Source organism: Lysobacter dokdonensis DS-58 (assembly GCF_000770795.1).
Lineage (GTDB): Bacteria > Pseudomonadota > Gammaproteobacteria > Xanthomonadales > Xanthomonadaceae > Noviluteimonas > Noviluteimonas dokdonensis.
Genome location: NZ_JRKJ01000006.1, coordinates 1 through 15,432, shown reverse-complemented (window position 1 = coordinate 15,432; position 15,432 = coordinate 1). Strand labels below are relative to the sequence as shown.

Annotated in this window: 15 protein-coding genes; 5 read left to right on the top strand and 10 right to left on the bottom strand. The window is 67.5% G+C overall.

Annotation, left to right across the window (positions count from 1 at the left end; genetic code table 11):
* The first annotated feature begins 9 nt into the window (after window positions 1-9).
* Entirely contained in the window at window positions 10-1,473 is a 1,464-nt protein-coding gene (locus tag LF41_RS05660) for an amidohydrolase family protein (RefSeq protein ID WP_036167168.1), read from the top strand.
* 5 nt (window positions 1,474-1,478) lie between these two features.
* Here the strand turns inward: LF41_RS05660 and LF41_RS05655 are convergent, their stop codons facing one another.
* The 3 genes from LF41_RS05655 to LF41_RS05645 form a co-directional block, all read right to left on the bottom strand.
* Window positions 1,479-2,135 (bottom strand): dioxygenase family protein, encoded by a 657-nt coding sequence (locus tag LF41_RS05655; RefSeq protein ID WP_084073411.1) that lies wholly within the window; start codon window positions 2,133-2,135, stop codon window positions 1,479-1,481.
* A gap of 63 nt (window positions 2,136-2,198) precedes the next feature.
* Window positions 2,199-3,338, bottom strand: a complete 1,140-nt coding sequence (locus tag LF41_RS05650) for an App1 family protein phosphatidate phosphatase (protein WP_052116172.1) — start codon at window positions 3,336-3,338, stop codon at window positions 2,199-2,201.
* A gap of 50 nt (window positions 3,339-3,388) precedes the next feature.
* Complete coding sequence (locus LF41_RS05645) at window positions 3,389-4,732, bottom strand: formimidoylglutamate deiminase (RefSeq protein ID WP_036167165.1); 1,344 nt, start codon at window positions 4,730-4,732, stop codon at window positions 3,389-3,391.
* A gap of 44 nt (window positions 4,733-4,776) precedes the next feature.
* On the opposite strand from LF41_RS05645, the gene hutI reads away from it, so the two are divergent.
* Both hutI and LF41_RS05635 read left to right on the top strand, forming a co-directional pair.
* Window positions 4,777-6,003, top strand: coding sequence for an imidazolonepropionase (gene hutI / locus LF41_RS05640; protein ID WP_036167161.1), 1,227 nt, complete (start codon window positions 4,777-4,779; stop codon window positions 6,001-6,003).
* A gap of 28 nt (window positions 6,004-6,031) precedes the next feature.
* A complete protein-coding gene (locus LF41_RS05635; RefSeq protein WP_036167158.1) occupies window positions 6,032-7,207 on the top strand; it encodes a dipeptidase in 1,176 nt (391 codons plus the stop codon).
* Between the two features lie 58 nt (window positions 7,208-7,265).
* On the opposite strand, the gene LF41_RS05630 is transcribed toward LF41_RS05635, so the two are convergent.
* Complete coding sequence (locus tag LF41_RS05630) at window positions 7,266-7,460, bottom strand: 30S ribosomal protein THX (RefSeq protein WP_036167154.1); 195 nt, start codon at window positions 7,458-7,460, stop codon at window positions 7,266-7,268.
* A gap of 70 nt (window positions 7,461-7,530) precedes the next feature.
* On the bottom strand, window positions 7,531-7,938 hold the full coding sequence (locus LF41_RS05625) for a MerC domain-containing protein (protein ID WP_036167151.1): 408 nt from the start codon (window positions 7,936-7,938) through the stop codon (window positions 7,531-7,533).
* A 97-nt stretch (window positions 7,939-8,035) separates the two neighbouring features.
* Between LF41_RS05625 and LF41_RS05620 the strand changes: the two genes are divergently transcribed.
* A complete protein-coding gene (locus tag LF41_RS05620) occupies window positions 8,036-10,024 on the top strand; it encodes a TonB-dependent receptor (RefSeq protein WP_036167148.1) in 1,989 nt (662 codons plus the stop codon).
* Here the strand turns inward: LF41_RS05620 and LF41_RS05615 are convergent, their stop codons facing one another.
* Together LF41_RS05615 and gltX are read right to left on the bottom strand one after the other, a co-directional pair.
* A complete protein-coding gene (locus tag LF41_RS05615) occupies window positions 10,025-10,510 on the bottom strand; it encodes a Fur family transcriptional regulator (protein WP_036167145.1) in 486 nt (161 codons plus the stop codon).
* A 9-nt stretch (window positions 10,511-10,519) separates the two neighbouring features.
* A complete protein-coding gene (gltX, locus tag LF41_RS05610; protein WP_036167142.1) occupies window positions 10,520-11,926 on the bottom strand; it encodes a glutamate--tRNA ligase in 1,407 nt (468 codons plus the stop codon).
* Window positions 11,927-11,989: 63 nt separating this feature from the next.
* Between gltX and LF41_RS05605 the strand changes: the two genes are divergently transcribed.
* Complete coding sequence (locus LF41_RS05605; protein WP_036167140.1) at window positions 11,990-12,712, top strand: UDP-2,3-diacylglucosamine diphosphatase; 723 nt, start codon at window positions 11,990-11,992, stop codon at window positions 12,710-12,712.
* On the opposite strand, the gene LF41_RS05600 is transcribed toward LF41_RS05605, so the two are convergent.
* The 3 genes from LF41_RS05600 to LF41_RS05590 all read right to left on the bottom strand — a co-directional run.
* Complete coding sequence (locus LF41_RS05600; RefSeq protein ID WP_036167137.1) at window positions 12,709-13,521, bottom strand: ferritin-like domain-containing protein; 813 nt, start codon at window positions 13,519-13,521, stop codon at window positions 12,709-12,711. The two genes, LF41_RS05605 and LF41_RS05600, sit on opposite strands and share 4 nt — an antisense overlap.
* A 4-nt stretch (window positions 13,522-13,525) precedes the next feature.
* Window positions 13,526-14,995, bottom strand: coding sequence for an amidophosphoribosyltransferase (purF, locus tag LF41_RS05595; RefSeq protein ID WP_036167134.1), 1,470 nt, complete (start codon window positions 14,993-14,995; stop codon window positions 13,526-13,528).
* Window positions 14,996-15,016: 21 nt separating this feature from the next.
* Window positions 15,017-15,432 (bottom strand): SPOR domain-containing protein (locus LF41_RS05590; RefSeq protein ID WP_036167132.1); only part of this gene is annotated, 416 nt, incomplete at its 5' end.

Genomic DNA, 15,432 nt, shown 5'->3' with positions numbered 1-15,432 from the left:
AGGTCCACCATGCCCCGCTATCGCAACGACCCCGACGGCCTGCGCCTGCCGATCAAGCTCGACAGCACCAGCAACGGCGAGTTCGAACCGGTCCCGCTCGACCCGATCCACCACCACGCCCGCAACCTCGCATTCGCCAACGCCACGACGAATGCGCGGCGCCTGGGTATCGCGCGTCGCGATTTCCTCGTCTCGATGTGCGGCGCGGCTTCCACGCTGCTCGCCATGAACACCGCGTTCCTCGCCGGCTGCAAGCGCGGCGCCTCGTACAACGTGCCGCCCGAAGCGGCGATGGAACCGGCCGCGGCGGAAAGCGCACTCGCGGGCAACGAGTTCATCTTCGACGTGCAAGGCCACTTCGTGAATCCGACGGGCAAGTGGACGCGCGACCTGCCGCCGGAGGCGCGCCCGTTGTCGTTCGTCAGCACCGAAGGCTGCTCGGCCGCCGACGAAGCGGGCCTGGCCTACCTGCGCTGCGTGGGCCGCGACGAATTCATCAAGGACATCTTCCTGGACTCCGATACCGACCTCACCGTCCTGAGCTTCGTGCCCTCCACGCGCGAGGGCGAGCCGCTGACGATCGAGGAAGCGACCGCGACCGCGGCGCTCGTCGAAAAGATGGAAGGCACGCACCGGTTGTACCTGCACGGCCGCGTGAATCCGAATCAGCCGGGCGATGTCGAGGACATGGAACGCCTCGCGAAGAATTTCAGGATCGCCGCGTGGAAAACGTACACGCAGTGGGGCCCCGACGGCCGCGGCTTCTTCATGGACGACGCCCCCGGCTTGCGCATGATCGAAGAAGCGCGGCGCCTGGGCGTGCGTAACATCGCGATCCACAAGGGCCTGCCCTTCGGTCCGCACTCCTACGAACACAGCACGTGCGTCGACATCGGCCGCGTCGCGAAACGCTATCCGGACGTCAATTTCCTGATCTACCACTCCGGATTCGTGACCGGGCAAGGCGAAGGCGCATACGACCCGAAACGCACCGACGGCATCGATGCGCTGATCACCAGCCTGCGGGAGAACGGCATCGGCAAGGGCGGCAACGTGTACGCCGAACTCGGCTCGACGTGGCGCTTCCTCATGCGCGACCCCGACATGGCCGCGCACGCCCTCGGCAAGCTCATCGCGCACGTGGGCGAAGACAACATCCTGTGGGGCACCGACTCCATCTGGTACGGCAGCCCGCAGGACCAGATCCAGGCCTTCCGCACGTTCCAGATCTCGCCCGAGTTCCGCGACAAGCACGGCTACGCCGAGATCACTCCGGCGATGCGCGCGAAGATCTTCGGCCGCAATGCGCTCAAGCTGTATCCCGTGCACGAAGACGTGCTGTCGAAGCACTTGGCGAAGGATGCCGTCGCCCGCGAGCGGGAGAACTATCGCAACGCGCCCGACCCGCGGTTCGTCACGTATGGGCCGAAGACGCGGCGGGAGTTCATGAATCTCAAACGCTGGGGCGCTTAGCTGCGCTACGCCAGCACGATGTCCCACCCGAACAACAGCTCGGTCGACGCCATGTCGTCGGTCGACGGCAGTTTTGTAGCGATCGCGACGGCGCCGCTCGGGCCGAGTGCGCCGAAGATGATGTCGCCGGCATTGAGCGCTTCGCCCGGGAAATACATCTGCGTGACCAGGTGCGTCTTCGCGCGGGCGACGTCGAAATGGATGTGCGGTGGTCGCACGGCGCCCGGGTTCACCGGGTTGATCGGATACGCGCCGGGTTTGACGGTCTTGAAGCGATAACGGCCTTCGTCATCGGTGCGCAGGCGCGCGTAGCCCTGGAAATTGGGATCGAGCGGCGCGGGATTGATGTCGCGTGGATGGTCGTAACGCCCGTGCGAGTTGGCTTGCCAGACTTCGACCGTGGCGCCACGGATGGGCTTGCCGTCGACGTCCAGCACGCGGCCGGCGACCTGGATGATCTGTCCGCTCGCCTGCCCCTTGGCGCCCTTCACCAACGTGAGATCCGAATCGCTCTCCAACGGACGCAACGGCCGGAAGGGCCCCGCCGTCTGCGCAGGCGTCGCCGCGAGTGCGGCGAAGGCGCTGCGTGGCATCACGAACGCAAGGCTGCCGATACCGCCGAGCTGACCGAGCAACCGACGACGGGATGTGAGCGTGACCATCGCACTTCTCCGCGCACGAGCGACTCCGGGTGGAACGCACCGCAGCGACAAGAACGGACGCGCCTACTTCGGCTTGGCTTGCTCCACCGTCTCCTCCACCGCGGCCTCCGTCGGCGTCGGGCGCGCCGCGTCCTTGCGGACTTCGGCGACGATCGCAGGAATCGCGGCGGGGTCGAGCAGGCCGATCGACGCGGCGTGCTCCGCGATGGCGACGCTGTCCTTCGCACGCAGCATCGGCACCTTCGTACCGGCGACCTTCTCGATGTAGGCATCCACGCCGATGTCGAGCGGACTGTCGGTCTCGGGGTCGACATCACGGATGTAGATCGCGGCGATCCGCTCGCCGAATTCCTGCGCGGCTTCCGAGTACAACTCGGCGTCCGCCTGCCCCGAGTCGCCCAGCAGGATCCATCGCAATTGCGGGTTGCGCGCGATCAGCGTGCGCGCGCGTTCGAGCTTGTGCCCGTGGCCCGGCGTCTTGATGAACTTGCCCGTATCGGTGCCGATGTCGCGCAGGAAGATCGGGCCTGGCGGAATCGCGTTGAGCTCGAGGAAGTCATCGAGCAGGTCGTAGAGATTCCAGGGCGAGCTCGACACGTAGAACAACGGGTTCGTGCCCGACTGCAGCGCGGCGTACAACTTCGCGACACCGAGCAGCGGCTTGCGCGTGCGCGCGTTGCCGAGGAAGGTCAGCTGCGCAGCGATCTTCCAGTCGGTGATGCTGCTTTGCAGGATCGTGTCGTCGATGTCGGAAATGATGCCGAAGCCGGCGTTCGGCAGGACTTGCAACACCGGTTGCACGGTGTCGAGCGTGTCGTCCTGCAACGCGATGCGCGCTTGCGCCCACAGGGTGTCGGTGGCGGGCGCGGTCGGCACGAAGCTCGCGGCGTAATACCCCTCGTGATCCGTCACCGTCTCCTGGCGCATGCCACGGAACGTGGCGGCCAGCGGCACGCGCGGCACCTCGTCCGTATCGAACCGGCGATAGGTGTTGAGCAGGTTGTCCCACCAATCGTCGTGCTCGCCCGGGCCGCCGAGCGGCTTCTGCGCGAGCACGCGGCCGAGGAGCTCGACGCCCTGCGCATCCGCGAACCCGCGATATGCGGCGATGTGCCGCGGACGATTGCGCTTGAATCGCGTGTTGAGCCGATCGAACGCGGCGTCGACCCAATCGTCGCCGCGGATGATCGAGTTCTCGAACACGCGTCGCGAGCGGGTGCGAAATCCCTGCTTCGATTTTCCGTCGCCGTGCGTCACGCAAGCAGCGTATGCATCGCCGCCTTGAACCGCGTGAAGATCGCTTCGCGGTCGCGATGGCGGCCTTCGTGCACGGTCTGCTTGCCCGCGACGTGCACCTCGCGGATATGCGGTGCGTTGCCGGCGAACAGCCAGCGGTCGATTGCGTCGTCCGTCGTCGCGCCGATGAACTGCGGGGCGTCGCGGTCGAGGACCAGCCAATCGGCGCAGGCGCCCTCGTAGAAGCAGCCGATGGCTTGCCCGGTCGATGGATCGGCGCTCGCCATCGTGTCGTGCAGCATCGATTCGCCGGCGCTGGTCGTCGCGGTGCCGACGGACACGTTGCGGTGGTGCGTGACCAGGCGCTGGCCGTATTCGAGCCAACGCAATTCTTCGACCGGGGAGACCGACACGTGCGAGTCCGAGCCGATGCCCCACGAGCCGCCCGCTTCGAGGAAGGCGCGCAAAGGGAAGAGGCCGTCGCCGAGGTTGGCTTCGGTGGTCGGGCAGATCGCCACCGTCGCGCCGCTGTTCGCGATGCCCCTGATTTCCGCGGCATCCAGGTGCGTGGCGTGGACGAGGGTCCAGTTGCGGTCGACCTTCGCGTTGCCGAGCAACCACTCGACCGGTCGCGCGTTGCGCAACGCCTGGCAATCGACGACTTCGGGCAGTTGCTCCGCGATGTGGATGTGCACGGGCGTCTCGGCGGGCAATTGCGCGAGCACGGCGCGCATCGCGTCGGGCGGCACCGCGCGCAGGCTGTGCAGCGCGACGCCGACGCGCAGCGTGTCGTTTTCTTCGCCGCGCAGCATGTCGAACAGGCGCAGGTACGCATCGACGCCGTGGCCGAAGCGCTTCTGCCGATCGGTCAGCGGACGTCCGTCGAACCCGCCGGTCATGTACATCACGGGCAGCAACGTCAGCCGGATGCCGGTCTCGCGCGCGGCGGCGATCAGCGCGTGCGACATCGCGGACGCGTCGGTGTAGGGGCGGCCATCGGGCGAGTGGTGCAGGTAATGGAACTCGCAGACGGTCGTGTAGCCTGCTTCGAGCATTTCGGCATACAGCTGCGCGGCGACGGCCTGCAGCGTATCCGGATCGAAGCGCGCGGCGAAGCGGTACATCGTCTCGCGCCAGGTCCAGAACGAATCCTGCGGATGCGTCTGGCGCTCGGCCAGGCCCGCCATCGCACGCTGGAAGGCATGCGAATGCAGGTTCGCGATGCCCGGCACCACCCAGGCCGCGCCTTCGCTGGGCTGCGCGCCGGTGCATTCGACGATGCGCCCCGCGTCGTGGGTGAAGCCGGCGTCGATCCGCCAGCCGCCGGGGGTCCAGAGGCGTTCCGCGTGCAGGGTCTCCATCCCGGCATTCTCGCCCCGGGGCCGTGACCCTACAATCCACGTGGATGACCGCCCCTTCCCGCCCCTTCGATGGCCTGCTGATCGGCGCGTCGCTCGCGACGATGGCGGCGCCGTCGGGTTATGGCGAGATCGCCGATGGCGCGCTGGCATGGAAGGACGGTGTGCTCGCCTTCGTCGGGCCACGCTCGGAATTGCCGGGTTCGCCCGCTTCTCTCGCGAATGACGTCATCGAAACGCGTGGCTGGGTGACGCCTGCGTTGGTCGATGCGCATACGCACCTGGTGTTCGCGGGCGATCGCGCACGCGAGTTCGAGATGCGGCTGCAGGGCGCGACGTACGAGGCCATCGCACGCGCGGGCGGCGGGATCCTCTCCACTGTGCGCGCGGTGCGCGACGCCGACGAAGCGGCGTTGCTCGCGCAATCGCTGCCGCGTGCGCAAGCGTTGCTGCGCGATGGCGTGGCGACGATGGAGATCAAGTCGGGCTACGGCCTCGATTTCGACAGCGAGCGCCGCATGTTGCGCGTGGCACGCGCGATCGGCGACACCCTCGGCGTCACGGTGCGCACGACCTACCTCGCCGCGCATGCGTTGCCGCCGGAGTTCAAGGACGACGCCGACGGCTACGTCGCGGCGTTGTGCGCGTGGCTGCCGCGCCTGCATGGCGAAGGCCTGGTCGACGCAGTCGATGCATTCTGCGAAGGCATCGGCTTCACGCCGGCACAGACGCGGCGCGTGTTCGAAGCCGCGCGCGCGCTCGGCCTGCCGGTCAAGTTGCACGCCGACCAGTTGAGCGATCTCGGCGGCGCGGGCCTCGCGGCGGAATTCGGCGGCCTGTCGGCCGACCACGTCGAACATACGAGCGACGCCGGCGTGCGCGCGATGGCCGCCAAAGGCACCGTCGCGGTGCTGTTGCCCGGCGCGTACCACGTCTTGCGCGACACCAAGCTGCCACCGCTCGCGGCGTTCCGCGAACACGGCGTGCCCATGGCGGTGGCGACCGATTGCAATCCGGGCACGTCGCCGTTGTTGTCGCTGCGCCAGGCGATGCAACTGGCCTGCACGCATTTCCGGCTCACGCCCGAAGAAGCGCTGCGGGGCGCGACGGTCAACGGCGCGCGCGCGCTGGGCTTGCAGGATCGCGGCGTGTTGCGCGTCGGCCTGCGTGCGGACTTCGTCGCCTGGAACATCCGCCATCCGTCGGAGCTGTGCTACTGGCTCGGCGGCGATCTTGTCCAAACCGTCCACGCAGGCGGCGCCCGCCTTGCGTGATCCTTCGTTCGACCGGGGAGTGTTCCGCATGCGTCGTATCGCTTTCGCCCTGCTTCCGTTGTGCATGATCGGCGTGTTGCACGCCGCCGAACCGTCCGCCAGGGCGCGCCAGCTCGCGCAGGACGCGATCATCGTCGACACGCACATCGACGCGCCCGAAAACGCCATCGGCGATTGGAACGACCTCACCGGGTCCGTGCCCAAGCGGGAGTTCGATTACCCGCGCGCGAAGGAAGGCGGCCTGGACGTGCCTTGGATGTCGATCTTCACCTCCGCCGAGGAAGACCAGGCAGGCAAGGCGTGGACGATCGCGAACCTGCAGATCGACTTCGTGCGGTCGCTGGCCACGCGCGCGCCGGACAAGTTCGCGCTGCTGCTCTCGCCGCAGGACGTCGAGAAGAACATCGGCAAGATCATGTTGCCGATGGGCATGGAGAACGGCGCGCCGATCGGCGATGACCTGTCGAAGGTGCAGTTCTTCTTCGACCGCGGCATCCGGTACATCACGCTGTGCCATGGCGAAGACAACCGCATCGCCGATTCGTCGTACGTGGACACGGCCAAGTGGGGCGGGCTGAGCCCGTTCGGCGAAAAGGTCGTCGCCGAGATGAACCGCCTGGGCATCATCGTCGATGTCTCGCACATTTCCGACGACGCCCTGCGCGACGTGCTGCGCATCACCGACGTGCCGGTCATCGCCAGCCACTCGGGCTTCCGCCATTTCACCCCGACGTGGAAGCGCAACCTGCCCGACGACCTGGCGAAGGACATCGCAAAGGAAGGGGGCGTGATCCAGATCGCGTTCGGCACGGTGTTCCTCGATGCGAAGCAGTCGAAGGAATGGGGCGAGAAGCGCGCGCAGATGGGCGCGATGAAGAAGGCGGGCAAGTCGCAGGCGGAGATCGAAGCCTTCGACAAGCAGTTCGCGAAGGATCACCCGGCGCCGGTGCTGCACGTCGACACGGTGCTGGACCACATCGACTACGCGGTGAAAGTCGTGGGCATCGACCACGTGGGCATCGGCTCGGACTTCGACGGCGTGTCGGGCGAGCTGCCGGTGGACCTCAAGTCGGTGAAAGACTTCCCGGTGCTGGTGGATGGGCTGCTCAAGCGCGGCTATTCGGAAGCCGATATCCGCAAGATCCTCGGGGGGAACATGCTGCGTGTGTGGACGGCGATCGAGGCGAAGGCCGAAAAGCACTGACCTGGAAAGCAGAAGCCCCGCGATTGCGGGGCTTCTTTCGACCGGCGCTGGCGAAGGATCACTCCTTCGAGGCGGTCTTCTTGGCAACGACCTTCTTCGCCGGGGCCTTGGCGGCCGCCGTCTTGGTGGCGGTCTTCTTCACCGCCGGCGCGTTGGCCGTGCCCGAGGCCTTGGTGGCCGAACTGGAACGCGCGTTGCCATAGCTCGCGTTGTAGCGCTTGCCCTTGGCGGTCTTGCGGTCGCCCTTGCCCATCGTGTGCTCCTGGTATTCGTATCGAAATCTGCGCGCACGCTGCGCGCGAGGGCGCAAAGCCTAGCAGATATCAATGGGCGCAACTGGCGTCGTGCACGTGGACGAGCCTGAGGTTGGCCAGGTGCGCCATGCCGACGAGCGATCCGCCCAAGGTCATCACGATGGCGTGGGCGACCAGATTGTGGTGCAGCGGCGGGAACGCGATCCCGGCCCACAGCGCGCCCAGTCCCGGGATCAAGAGGCCCAGCGCGCGCACGTAGCCGTGGCGGCGATAGCCCCAGAACACGCTGAAGCACCCGACGAGCGAGGCGAACGCCACGAATGCCCGTTCGAACCCCTCGTACCGCGCCGATGCCAGGCCCAGCGCCGGCAACGCGACGATCGCCAGCGGCAGCAACGCGCAATGCACGGCGCACACCAACGAACCGGCGGCGCCGAGGCGGTCGAGCAAACGATGGGAGCGTTGGGCAGGCGACATCTGAACGATTGCGCGGGGTGACTTATGGGCCACGTCGGCGAGGCGGTGAAACAATATAACATTCCTCGTCAACGGAATTTCACCCCTCCCCGCCCCGATGCCCATGACCCGACCCCGCGTTCATCCCCTTGCCTGCGCACTGCTGCTGAGCCTCTCGTTCCCGGCGCTTGCAACCGACCCCCCGGCGCCCGAGCCGCAGGACCACCACACGCAGGAACTCAAGGCCGTCGAGATCCAGGGCGCGGTGCTGCCGACCACGGCCGACGAGATGTCGCGCCCGGTGTCGGTGCTGTCGGGCGAGAAGCTGGACGAGGCGAAGGCCGGCACGCTGGGCGAAACGGTCGGCAAGTTGCCGGGCGTGCAGTCTTCCTACTTCGGGCCCGGCGTCGGGCGGCCGATCGTGCGCGGCTTCGATGGCGCGCGCGTGCAGGTGTTGAGCGACGGCCTCGGCTCGGGCGACGTGTCCACCGTCAGCGCCGACCACGCGGTGTCGATCGAACCGTTCCTCGCCGACCAGATCGAAGTCCTCAAGGGCCCGGCCACGCTGCTTTACGGCAGCGGCGCGATCGGCGGCGCGGTGAACGTCGTCGACGGCCGCATCCCCGAAGCACTGACCGACGACCCGCTCGAAGGCCGCGCCGAATTGCGCGCCGGCACGGTCAACGACGAACGCACCGGCATGGTCCGCGTCGACGGAAGCACCGACAACTTCGCATTGCACGCCGACGCGGTGCATCGCGAAACCGGCGATACCGACACCCCGGCCGGCACGTTGACGGGCACGGCGATCCGCACCGACAGCGCCGCGCTCGGCGGCGCGTGGATCGGCACGCGCGGGTTCTTCGGCGCGAGCGCGAGCCTGTATTCCACGCTCTACGGCATCCCGGGGACGCAGGACGAAGGCGGCGTGCGCATCGACATGGACCAGCGCCGCACCGAAGTGCGCGCGGGCATCGACGATGTCGGCCCCTTCGCCAGCGTTCGCCTGAAGATGGGCCGCACCGAATACGAACACGCCGAACTCGAAGGCAATGAAGTCGGCACGCGCTTCGACAACACCAGCAACGAAGGCCGCTTGGAACTCGTGCACAAGCCGGTCGCCGGCTGGAACGGTGCATTCGGCGTGCAATGGGGCGTGCGCGATTTCGAAGCCGTCGGCGAAGAAGCCTTCGTGCCGAGCACGCATGCGAAGGACGCGGGTCTGTTCTGGATCGGCAATCGCGACTTCGGCAAGGCCTGGCGCCTGGAACTCGGCGCGCGCGGCGATCGCAACGAAATCGACGCCGACGCAGCGACGGCTATCGGCCCGGATCGCACGTTCGATACGTCGAGCTTCTCCGCGAGCCTGCGGTGGAACGCGAGCGAAGACCTGCACTTCGACTTCGGCCTGGATCGCGCGCAGCGCGCGCCCACCGCGGAAGAGTTGTATTCCAACGGCACGCACGTGGCGACGCAGAGCATCGAGCGCGGGCAGCCCGACCTGGATGCCGAGACCGCGAACCGTGCGGAACTCGGCGTGCATTGGCATGCCGGTCCGGTGGAACTCGCCGCGTCCATCTACCACGTGCGCTACGACGACTTCATCTATCTCCAGGACACAGGCGAAATCGGCGACGAAGACTTGCCGATCCGCCAGTGGTCGCAGGCCGACGCGCGTTTCAACGGCGCGGAAGGCGAAGCGACCTGGCACATCGTCGAGAACGCGTCGGGCGATTGGGATTGGCGCCTGTACGGCGATCTCGTGCGCGCCTCGCTGGCCGACGGCGGCGATCTGCCGCGCATCGCACCGGCGCGCTTCGGTTCGGAATGGCGCTGGGAGAAGGGCGACTGGCGTGCGTCGCTCAACGCCGTGCGCGTGGACAAGCAGGACCGCGTGGCGGCGTTCGAAACACCGACGCCGGGCTACACGCTCGTCGATGCCCACTTCGCGTGGCACATCGACACGAAGCACGCGAATGCACTGGAACTCTTCCTCGACGGCACCAACCTGCTGGACGAGCAGGCGCGCGCGCATACCTCGTTCCTGAAGGACGTCGCGCCGTTGCCGGGACGTGGATTCGCGTTCGGGGTTCGCGCGTTCTTCTGATTACCTGCGCGGGGCGCAATTCGCGCAGACGCCGTGCACTTCGAGCGTCTGCGCCTGCGGTGCGAAGCCCAGTGCGCGCGCGGAGGCATCGAGCGACGACACGATGGAGTCGTCCTCGAGTTCCGTCGCCGAGTGGCATTCATCGCAGATGAGGAACGGCACCGCGTGCGCTTCGCCGCCGGGGTGGTGGCAGCCGACGAACGCGTTGATCGACGCGAGCTTGTGCACGAAGCCGTTGTCGACGAGGAATTCCAGTGCGCGGTAGACCGTCGGCGGCGCCGCGCCTTCGTGCGTCGCCTTCATGCGGTCCAGCAGTTCGTACGCCTTCAGCGGGCGGCCCGCATCGGCGATCAGGCGCATCGCGGTGGCGCGGATCGGCGTGAGGTTGAGGCCGCGCGCCTCGCACGCCCGCTCGACCTCGTGCACGAAGGCATCGCCATCGTGGACGTGGTGCTTGGGGTCGGTGCAAGCGTCGTGGTGGCCCATGGCCCTGAATTAGTCCCCGGAAGGCAGTTTTGCAAGGGCCGCATCGATGCGGGCCAGCGCCTGCTCGCGCCCGGCCAGGTACACCGTGTGCGAGATGTCCGGGCTGACCTGCGTGCCGGTGATGGCCACGCGCATCGGCTGCGCGACCTTGCCCATGCCGATGCCGAGCGCCTCGGCGGTGGCGTGCAGCGCCTGGCTCACGCTATCGGCGGTCCATTCCGGCAGCGCGGCGAAGCGTTCGCGCGCATCGGCGAGCGGCGCGCGCGCACCGGCGACGAGGTGCTTGGCGACCACCGCGTCGTCGTACTCCGTGAGCGGGCCGAACCACACGGCCGCGCGTTCGGCCATGTCCTTGAGCGTCTGCACGCGGTCGCGCATCGCGATCACGATGTCGGCGGGCCTCGGGCCGTGCGCGAGGTCGTAACCGGCGTTGCGCAGGTGCCATTCCAAATGCTTGCCGACTTCATCCGGATCGTCGGACTTCAGGTACTGCTGGTTGAGCCAGCCGAGCTTCTGCGAATCCAGGCGCGAGGCCTTCGCGTTGACGTCCTTCAGGTCGAACAGGGACTTGAGTTCGTCGATCGAGAAGATTTCCTGGTCGCCGTGCGACCAACCCAGCCGCGCGAGGTAATTGAGCAACGCATGCGGCAGGTAGCCCGCCTCGCGATATTGCATGACGTCCGCCGCGCCGGTGCGCTTGGACAGCTTGGCGCCCTGCTCGTCCAGGATCATCGGCAGATGCGCGAAATGCGGCACCGGCTTGCCGAGCGCGCGATAGATGTTGATCTGGCGCGGCGTGTTGTTGACGTGGTCGTCGCCACGCACGACATCGCTGATCTGCATGTCGATGTCGTCGACGACGACGGCGAAGTTGTACGTCGGATAGCCGTCGGAGCGGAAGATCACCAGGTCATCGAGTTCGCTGTTGGCGATCTCGATGCGGCCCTTGACCTTGTCGTCCCAGGCCACGGTGCCGTCGAGGGGATTCTTGAAGCGGATCACGCGGTTGGGATCATCCTTGTAACCCGCGTTCGCTTCGCGATACGCGCCGTTGTAACGCGGCTTCTCGCCGGCGGCCATCGCGGCTTCGCGCATGGCTTCCAGTGCGTCCTTCGTTTCGTACGCGTAGTACGCCGTGCCGTCGGCGACCATCTGTTCGGCGACTTCGCGATAGCGCGCCAGGCGCTGCGTCTGGTAGATCGGGCCTTCGTCGTAGGACAGGCCCAGCCAGTCCATCGCTTCGAGGATTGCGTCGATTGCCGCCTGCGTGCTGCGCTCGCGGTCGGTGTCCTCCACGCGCAGCACGAAGGCGCCGCCGTGGCGGCGCGCCTCCAGCCAGCAATACAGCGCGGTGCGTGCGCCGCCGATGTGGAGGTAGCCGGTGGGACTCGGGGCGAAACGGGTGCGGACGGCCATGGGGGTCGCGAAGCTGGGCGAAAGACCGGCGATTTTACGCCTGCGCCGTCTAGAATGGCGGCAATGGCGACTTTGTTCATTTCCGACCTCCACCTCGACGCCGAACGGCCCGCGATCACCGAATTGTTCGGCCGGTTCGTCGAGGACCAGGCCCGTGGCGCGGATGCGCTCTACATCCTGGGCGACCTGTTCGAAGCGTGGGTCGGCGACGACGATCCGTCGGATGTCGGCGCATACGTGGCCGATCGGCTCGCCGCACTCGACCGCGCGGGCACGCCGTCGTATTTCATCCGCGGCAATCGCGACTTCCTGCTCGGCAATGCGTTCGCGCGGCGCGCGCGCATGCGCATCCTGCCGGATCCGGCGGTCGTCGTGATCGAAGGCGCGCCCGCGGTGCTGATGCACGGCGACACCTTGTGCACCGACGACAAGGCCTACCAGGCCTTCCGCGCGCAGACGCGCGACCCGAAGTGGCAGGCGCAATTCCTCGCGCAACCGTTGCCCAGTCGCCTCGCGTTCGCGCAGCAGGCACGTGCGGCGAGCCAGGCGCAGCAAAGCGAACTCAAGCGGCAAGGCCTGATGGAAGCGATCACCGATGTCGCGCCGGCGACGGTCGATTCGACGATGGCGCGCTTCGGCATCCCGCGCCTGATCCACGGCCATACGCATCGCCCGAAGGTGCACGACGAAGCGCACGGCACGCGCATCGTGCTCGGGGATTGGTACGAACAGGGGTCGATGTTGCGCGTGGATCGCGACGGGGCGAGGTTGTCGGCGTTGGCCTAAGGGTGCTTCGCGTCCAGTTGCTGCAGGGACGCCAACTCTTCTTCATCGAATCCCGCGGCGCTGCGCGCCTCCAGGTTGAACGGCCCGTGCAACACCGGCCGCGCGTACTCCGCCAGCAATTCCCGGAACTTCGCGCGCGGCTCGATGCCGTGGAATTCGCAGCACCAGCGGTACCAGCGCGAGCCGGCGGCCACGTGCGCGACTTCCTCGCGCAGGATGACCACGAGGATCTCCGCGGTCTTGTCGTCGCCGAGCGCGCGCAGCTTCTCGATCATCCCCGGCGTGACATCGAGCCCGCGCGCTTCCAGCACGCGCGGCACCAGCGCCATGCGCGCGAGCGCATCGTGCGCGGTCTTCTCCGCCATTTCCCACAAGCCGTTGTGCGCGTCGAAGTCGCCGTAGTCGTGCCCGAATTCGCGCAAGCGTTCGCGCAGCATCGCAAAGTGGCGCGCTTCATCCGCCGCCACGCCGACCCAGTCGCGATAGTAGTCGGCCGGGAAATGGCGGAAGCGATACACCGCGTCCCACGCCAGGTCGATCGCGTTGAATTCGATGTGCGCCACCGCATGGATGAAGGCCGCGCGGCCCTCGTTGCTGCCGAAGCCACGCCGCGGCAATTCGCGTGGATGCACCAGCCGCGGGCGCGGCGGGCGGCCCGGCATGCGGATCGGTTCGGGTGCGCGTTCGTCTTCCAGCGTGGCGAAGACACCGTCGGCGAAATCCGCCGCAGCTTGCGCCGTCAAAGCGAGTTTGGCCTCGGGCGTGTCCGCGTCGAGGCACGCGCGCGCTGCGTCGAACAGCGAGGCCATGGCGTCAGGACGCGATGCGGCGTTTCTTCTTCGCGTCGTCCGAGCGCAACTGGCGGATGCGCTCGAAGTAGTCGGGGTCGATGCCGGTGACGTACTCGCCGCTGAAGCAGCTGCTGTCGAACTTGCGGCCGACGTGCTTCGGGCCCGCGACCGCGGTCTCGAGATCGGCGAGATCCTGGTAGATCAACCAGTCGCAGCCGAGCATCTGTTCGATCTCCGCCTCGGTGCGGCCGTGCGCGATGAGTTCTTCCGACGAGGGCATGTCGATGCCGTAGATGTTCGGATAACGCACCGGCGGTGCGGCGGACGCCAGGTAGACCTTGTTGGCGCCGGCGTCGCGCGCCATCTGCACGATCTGGCGCGAGGTGGTGCCGCGCACGATGGAGTCGTCGACGAGCAACACGTTGCGGCCCTTGAACTCCAGCGGGATCGGATTGAGCTTGCGCTTCACCGACTTCGCGCGCTCGCCCTGCCCCGGCATGATGAAGGTGCGGCCGACGTAGCGGTTCTTGATGAAGCCCTCGCGGTACTTCACGTTGAGTACGTTGGCGATTTCGAGCGCGGAGTCGCGCGAGGTATCGGGAATCGGGATCACCACGTCGATGTCGTGGTCCGGGCGCAGGCGCAGGATCTTCTCGCCGAGCGTGACGCCCATGCGCATTCGCGCCTTGTGCACCGAGATGTCGTCGATCATCGAGTCGGGACGCGCGAAGTACACGTACTCGAAGATGCAAGGCGTGAGGTCCGACGGCGCGGTCTGTTGCGTGAACAGCTCGCCGCGCGCGGTGATGACCACCGCTTCGCCCGGCGCGATGTCGCGCACGCGGTCGAAGCCGAGCACGTCGAGCGCGACGGACTCGGACGCGATGCAGAACTCGTCACCGGCCGGTGACGTGCGCTTGCCGAGCACCAGCGGGCGGATGCCGTGCGGATCGCGGAAAGCGACCAGGCCCAGTCCCAAGACCGCAAGCACGACGGCGTAGCCGCCCTTCGCGCGGCGGTTCACGCCTTCGACGGCCTTGAACACGGACTGCGGCGTGAGCGCCTTCTGCGTGTCGAGCTCGTGCGCGAACACGTTGAGCAGGACTTCCGAATCCGATTCGGTGTTGACGTTGCGGCGGTCCTGTTCGAACACCTCGCGACGCAACGCGTCGGTGTTGATCAGGTTGCCGTTGTGCGCGAGCGCGATGCCGTACGGCGAATTGACGTAGAAGGGCTGCGACTCGTCGGCACCCTCGGAACCGGCGGTGGGATAGCGGCAATGGGCGATGCCCACGCGGCCTTCGAGCAGGCGCATCGACTCGGCGTCGAACACGTCGCGCACCAGGCCGTTGCCCTTGTGCACGCGCAGCTTGTGGCGGTCGGTGGTGGCGATGCCCGCCGCGTCCTGCCCGCGGTGCTGCAGCACGGTGAGGCCGTCGTACAGCTGGGCTGCGACTTCCGAGGTTCCGACGATTCCGACGATGCCGCACATGGGATGGGGGATTCCTGTCGCTTAAGGATGCGGACGGACGACGCCGTCCAGGCCGACTTTGCTCTTGACCTGCGCTTTGAGTTGGTCCGCTTCGCCGCGATTCAACACCGGACCGACGCGCACGCGAGTGAGGGTGCCCTTGTCGGTGGACACGGCCTCGGTAAAGGCGCTGAACCCGGCGGCGCGGAGCTTGTCGCGCAGCGCGGCCGCATCGGCCGACTTGCTGAACGCGGCGAGCTGGACGGCGAAACCGGTGTTGGAAGCGGCGGGCACGGATGCAACGGCAGGCTTGGCGGCGACGGTGCGCGGCGCGGCGGGCTTGGTGGCGGGCTTCGCGGTGGTGGCGACGGGCTTTGCAGCCTCGGCGTCTTCGGCATCCAGCGCGACCACGCGCGGCGACGCCGCGCCCTTCACCTTGGCGGCGCGCAGGCGCGCGT

What these genes read in the sequence shown, in the direction of transcription:
- LF41_RS05605 (WP_036167140.1), top strand. Translation starts at nt 11,990, where the DNA reads ATGGCGACTTTGTTCATTTCCGACCTCCACCTCGACGCCGAACGGCCC.
- LF41_RS05630 (WP_036167154.1), bottom strand. Translation starts at nt 7,460, where the DNA reads ATGGGCAAGGGCGACCGCAAGACCGCCAAGGGCAAGCGCTACAACGCG.
- LF41_RS05645 (WP_036167165.1), bottom strand. Translation starts at nt 4,732, where the DNA reads ATGGAGACCCTGCACGCGGAACGCCTCTGGACCCCCGGCGGCTGGCGG.
- gltX (WP_036167142.1), bottom strand. Translation starts at nt 11,926, where the DNA reads ATGGCCGTCCGCACCCGTTTCGCCCCGAGTCCCACCGGCTACCTCCAC.
- LF41_RS05625 (WP_036167151.1), bottom strand. Translation starts at nt 7,938, where the DNA reads ATGTCGCCTGCCCAACGCTCCCATCGTTTGCTCGACCGCCTCGGCGCC.
- LF41_RS05635 (WP_036167158.1), top strand. Translation starts at nt 6,032, where the DNA reads ATGCGTCGTATCGCTTTCGCCCTGCTTCCGTTGTGCATGATCGGCGTG.
- LF41_RS05600 (WP_036167137.1), bottom strand. Translation starts at nt 13,521, where the DNA reads ATGGCCTCGCTGTTCGACGCAGCGCGCGCGTGCCTCGACGCGGACACG.
- hutI (WP_036167161.1), top strand. Translation starts at nt 4,777, where the DNA reads ATGACCGCCCCTTCCCGCCCCTTCGATGGCCTGCTGATCGGCGCGTCG.
- purF (WP_036167134.1), bottom strand. Translation starts at nt 14,995, where the DNA reads ATGTGCGGCATCGTCGGAATCGTCGGAACCTCGGAAGTCGCAGCCCAG.
- LF41_RS05660 (WP_036167168.1), top strand. Translation starts at nt 10, where the DNA reads ATGCCCCGCTATCGCAACGACCCCGACGGCCTGCGCCTGCCGATCAAG.
- LF41_RS05655 (WP_084073411.1), bottom strand. Translation starts at nt 2,135, where the DNA reads ATGGTCACGCTCACATCCCGTCGTCGGTTGCTCGGTCAGCTCGGCGGT.
- LF41_RS05620 (WP_036167148.1), top strand. Translation starts at nt 8,036, where the DNA reads ATGCCCATGACCCGACCCCGCGTTCATCCCCTTGCCTGCGCACTGCTG.
- LF41_RS05615 (WP_036167145.1), bottom strand. Translation starts at nt 10,510, where the DNA reads ATGGGCCACCACGACGCTTGCACCGACCCCAAGCACCACGTCCACGAT.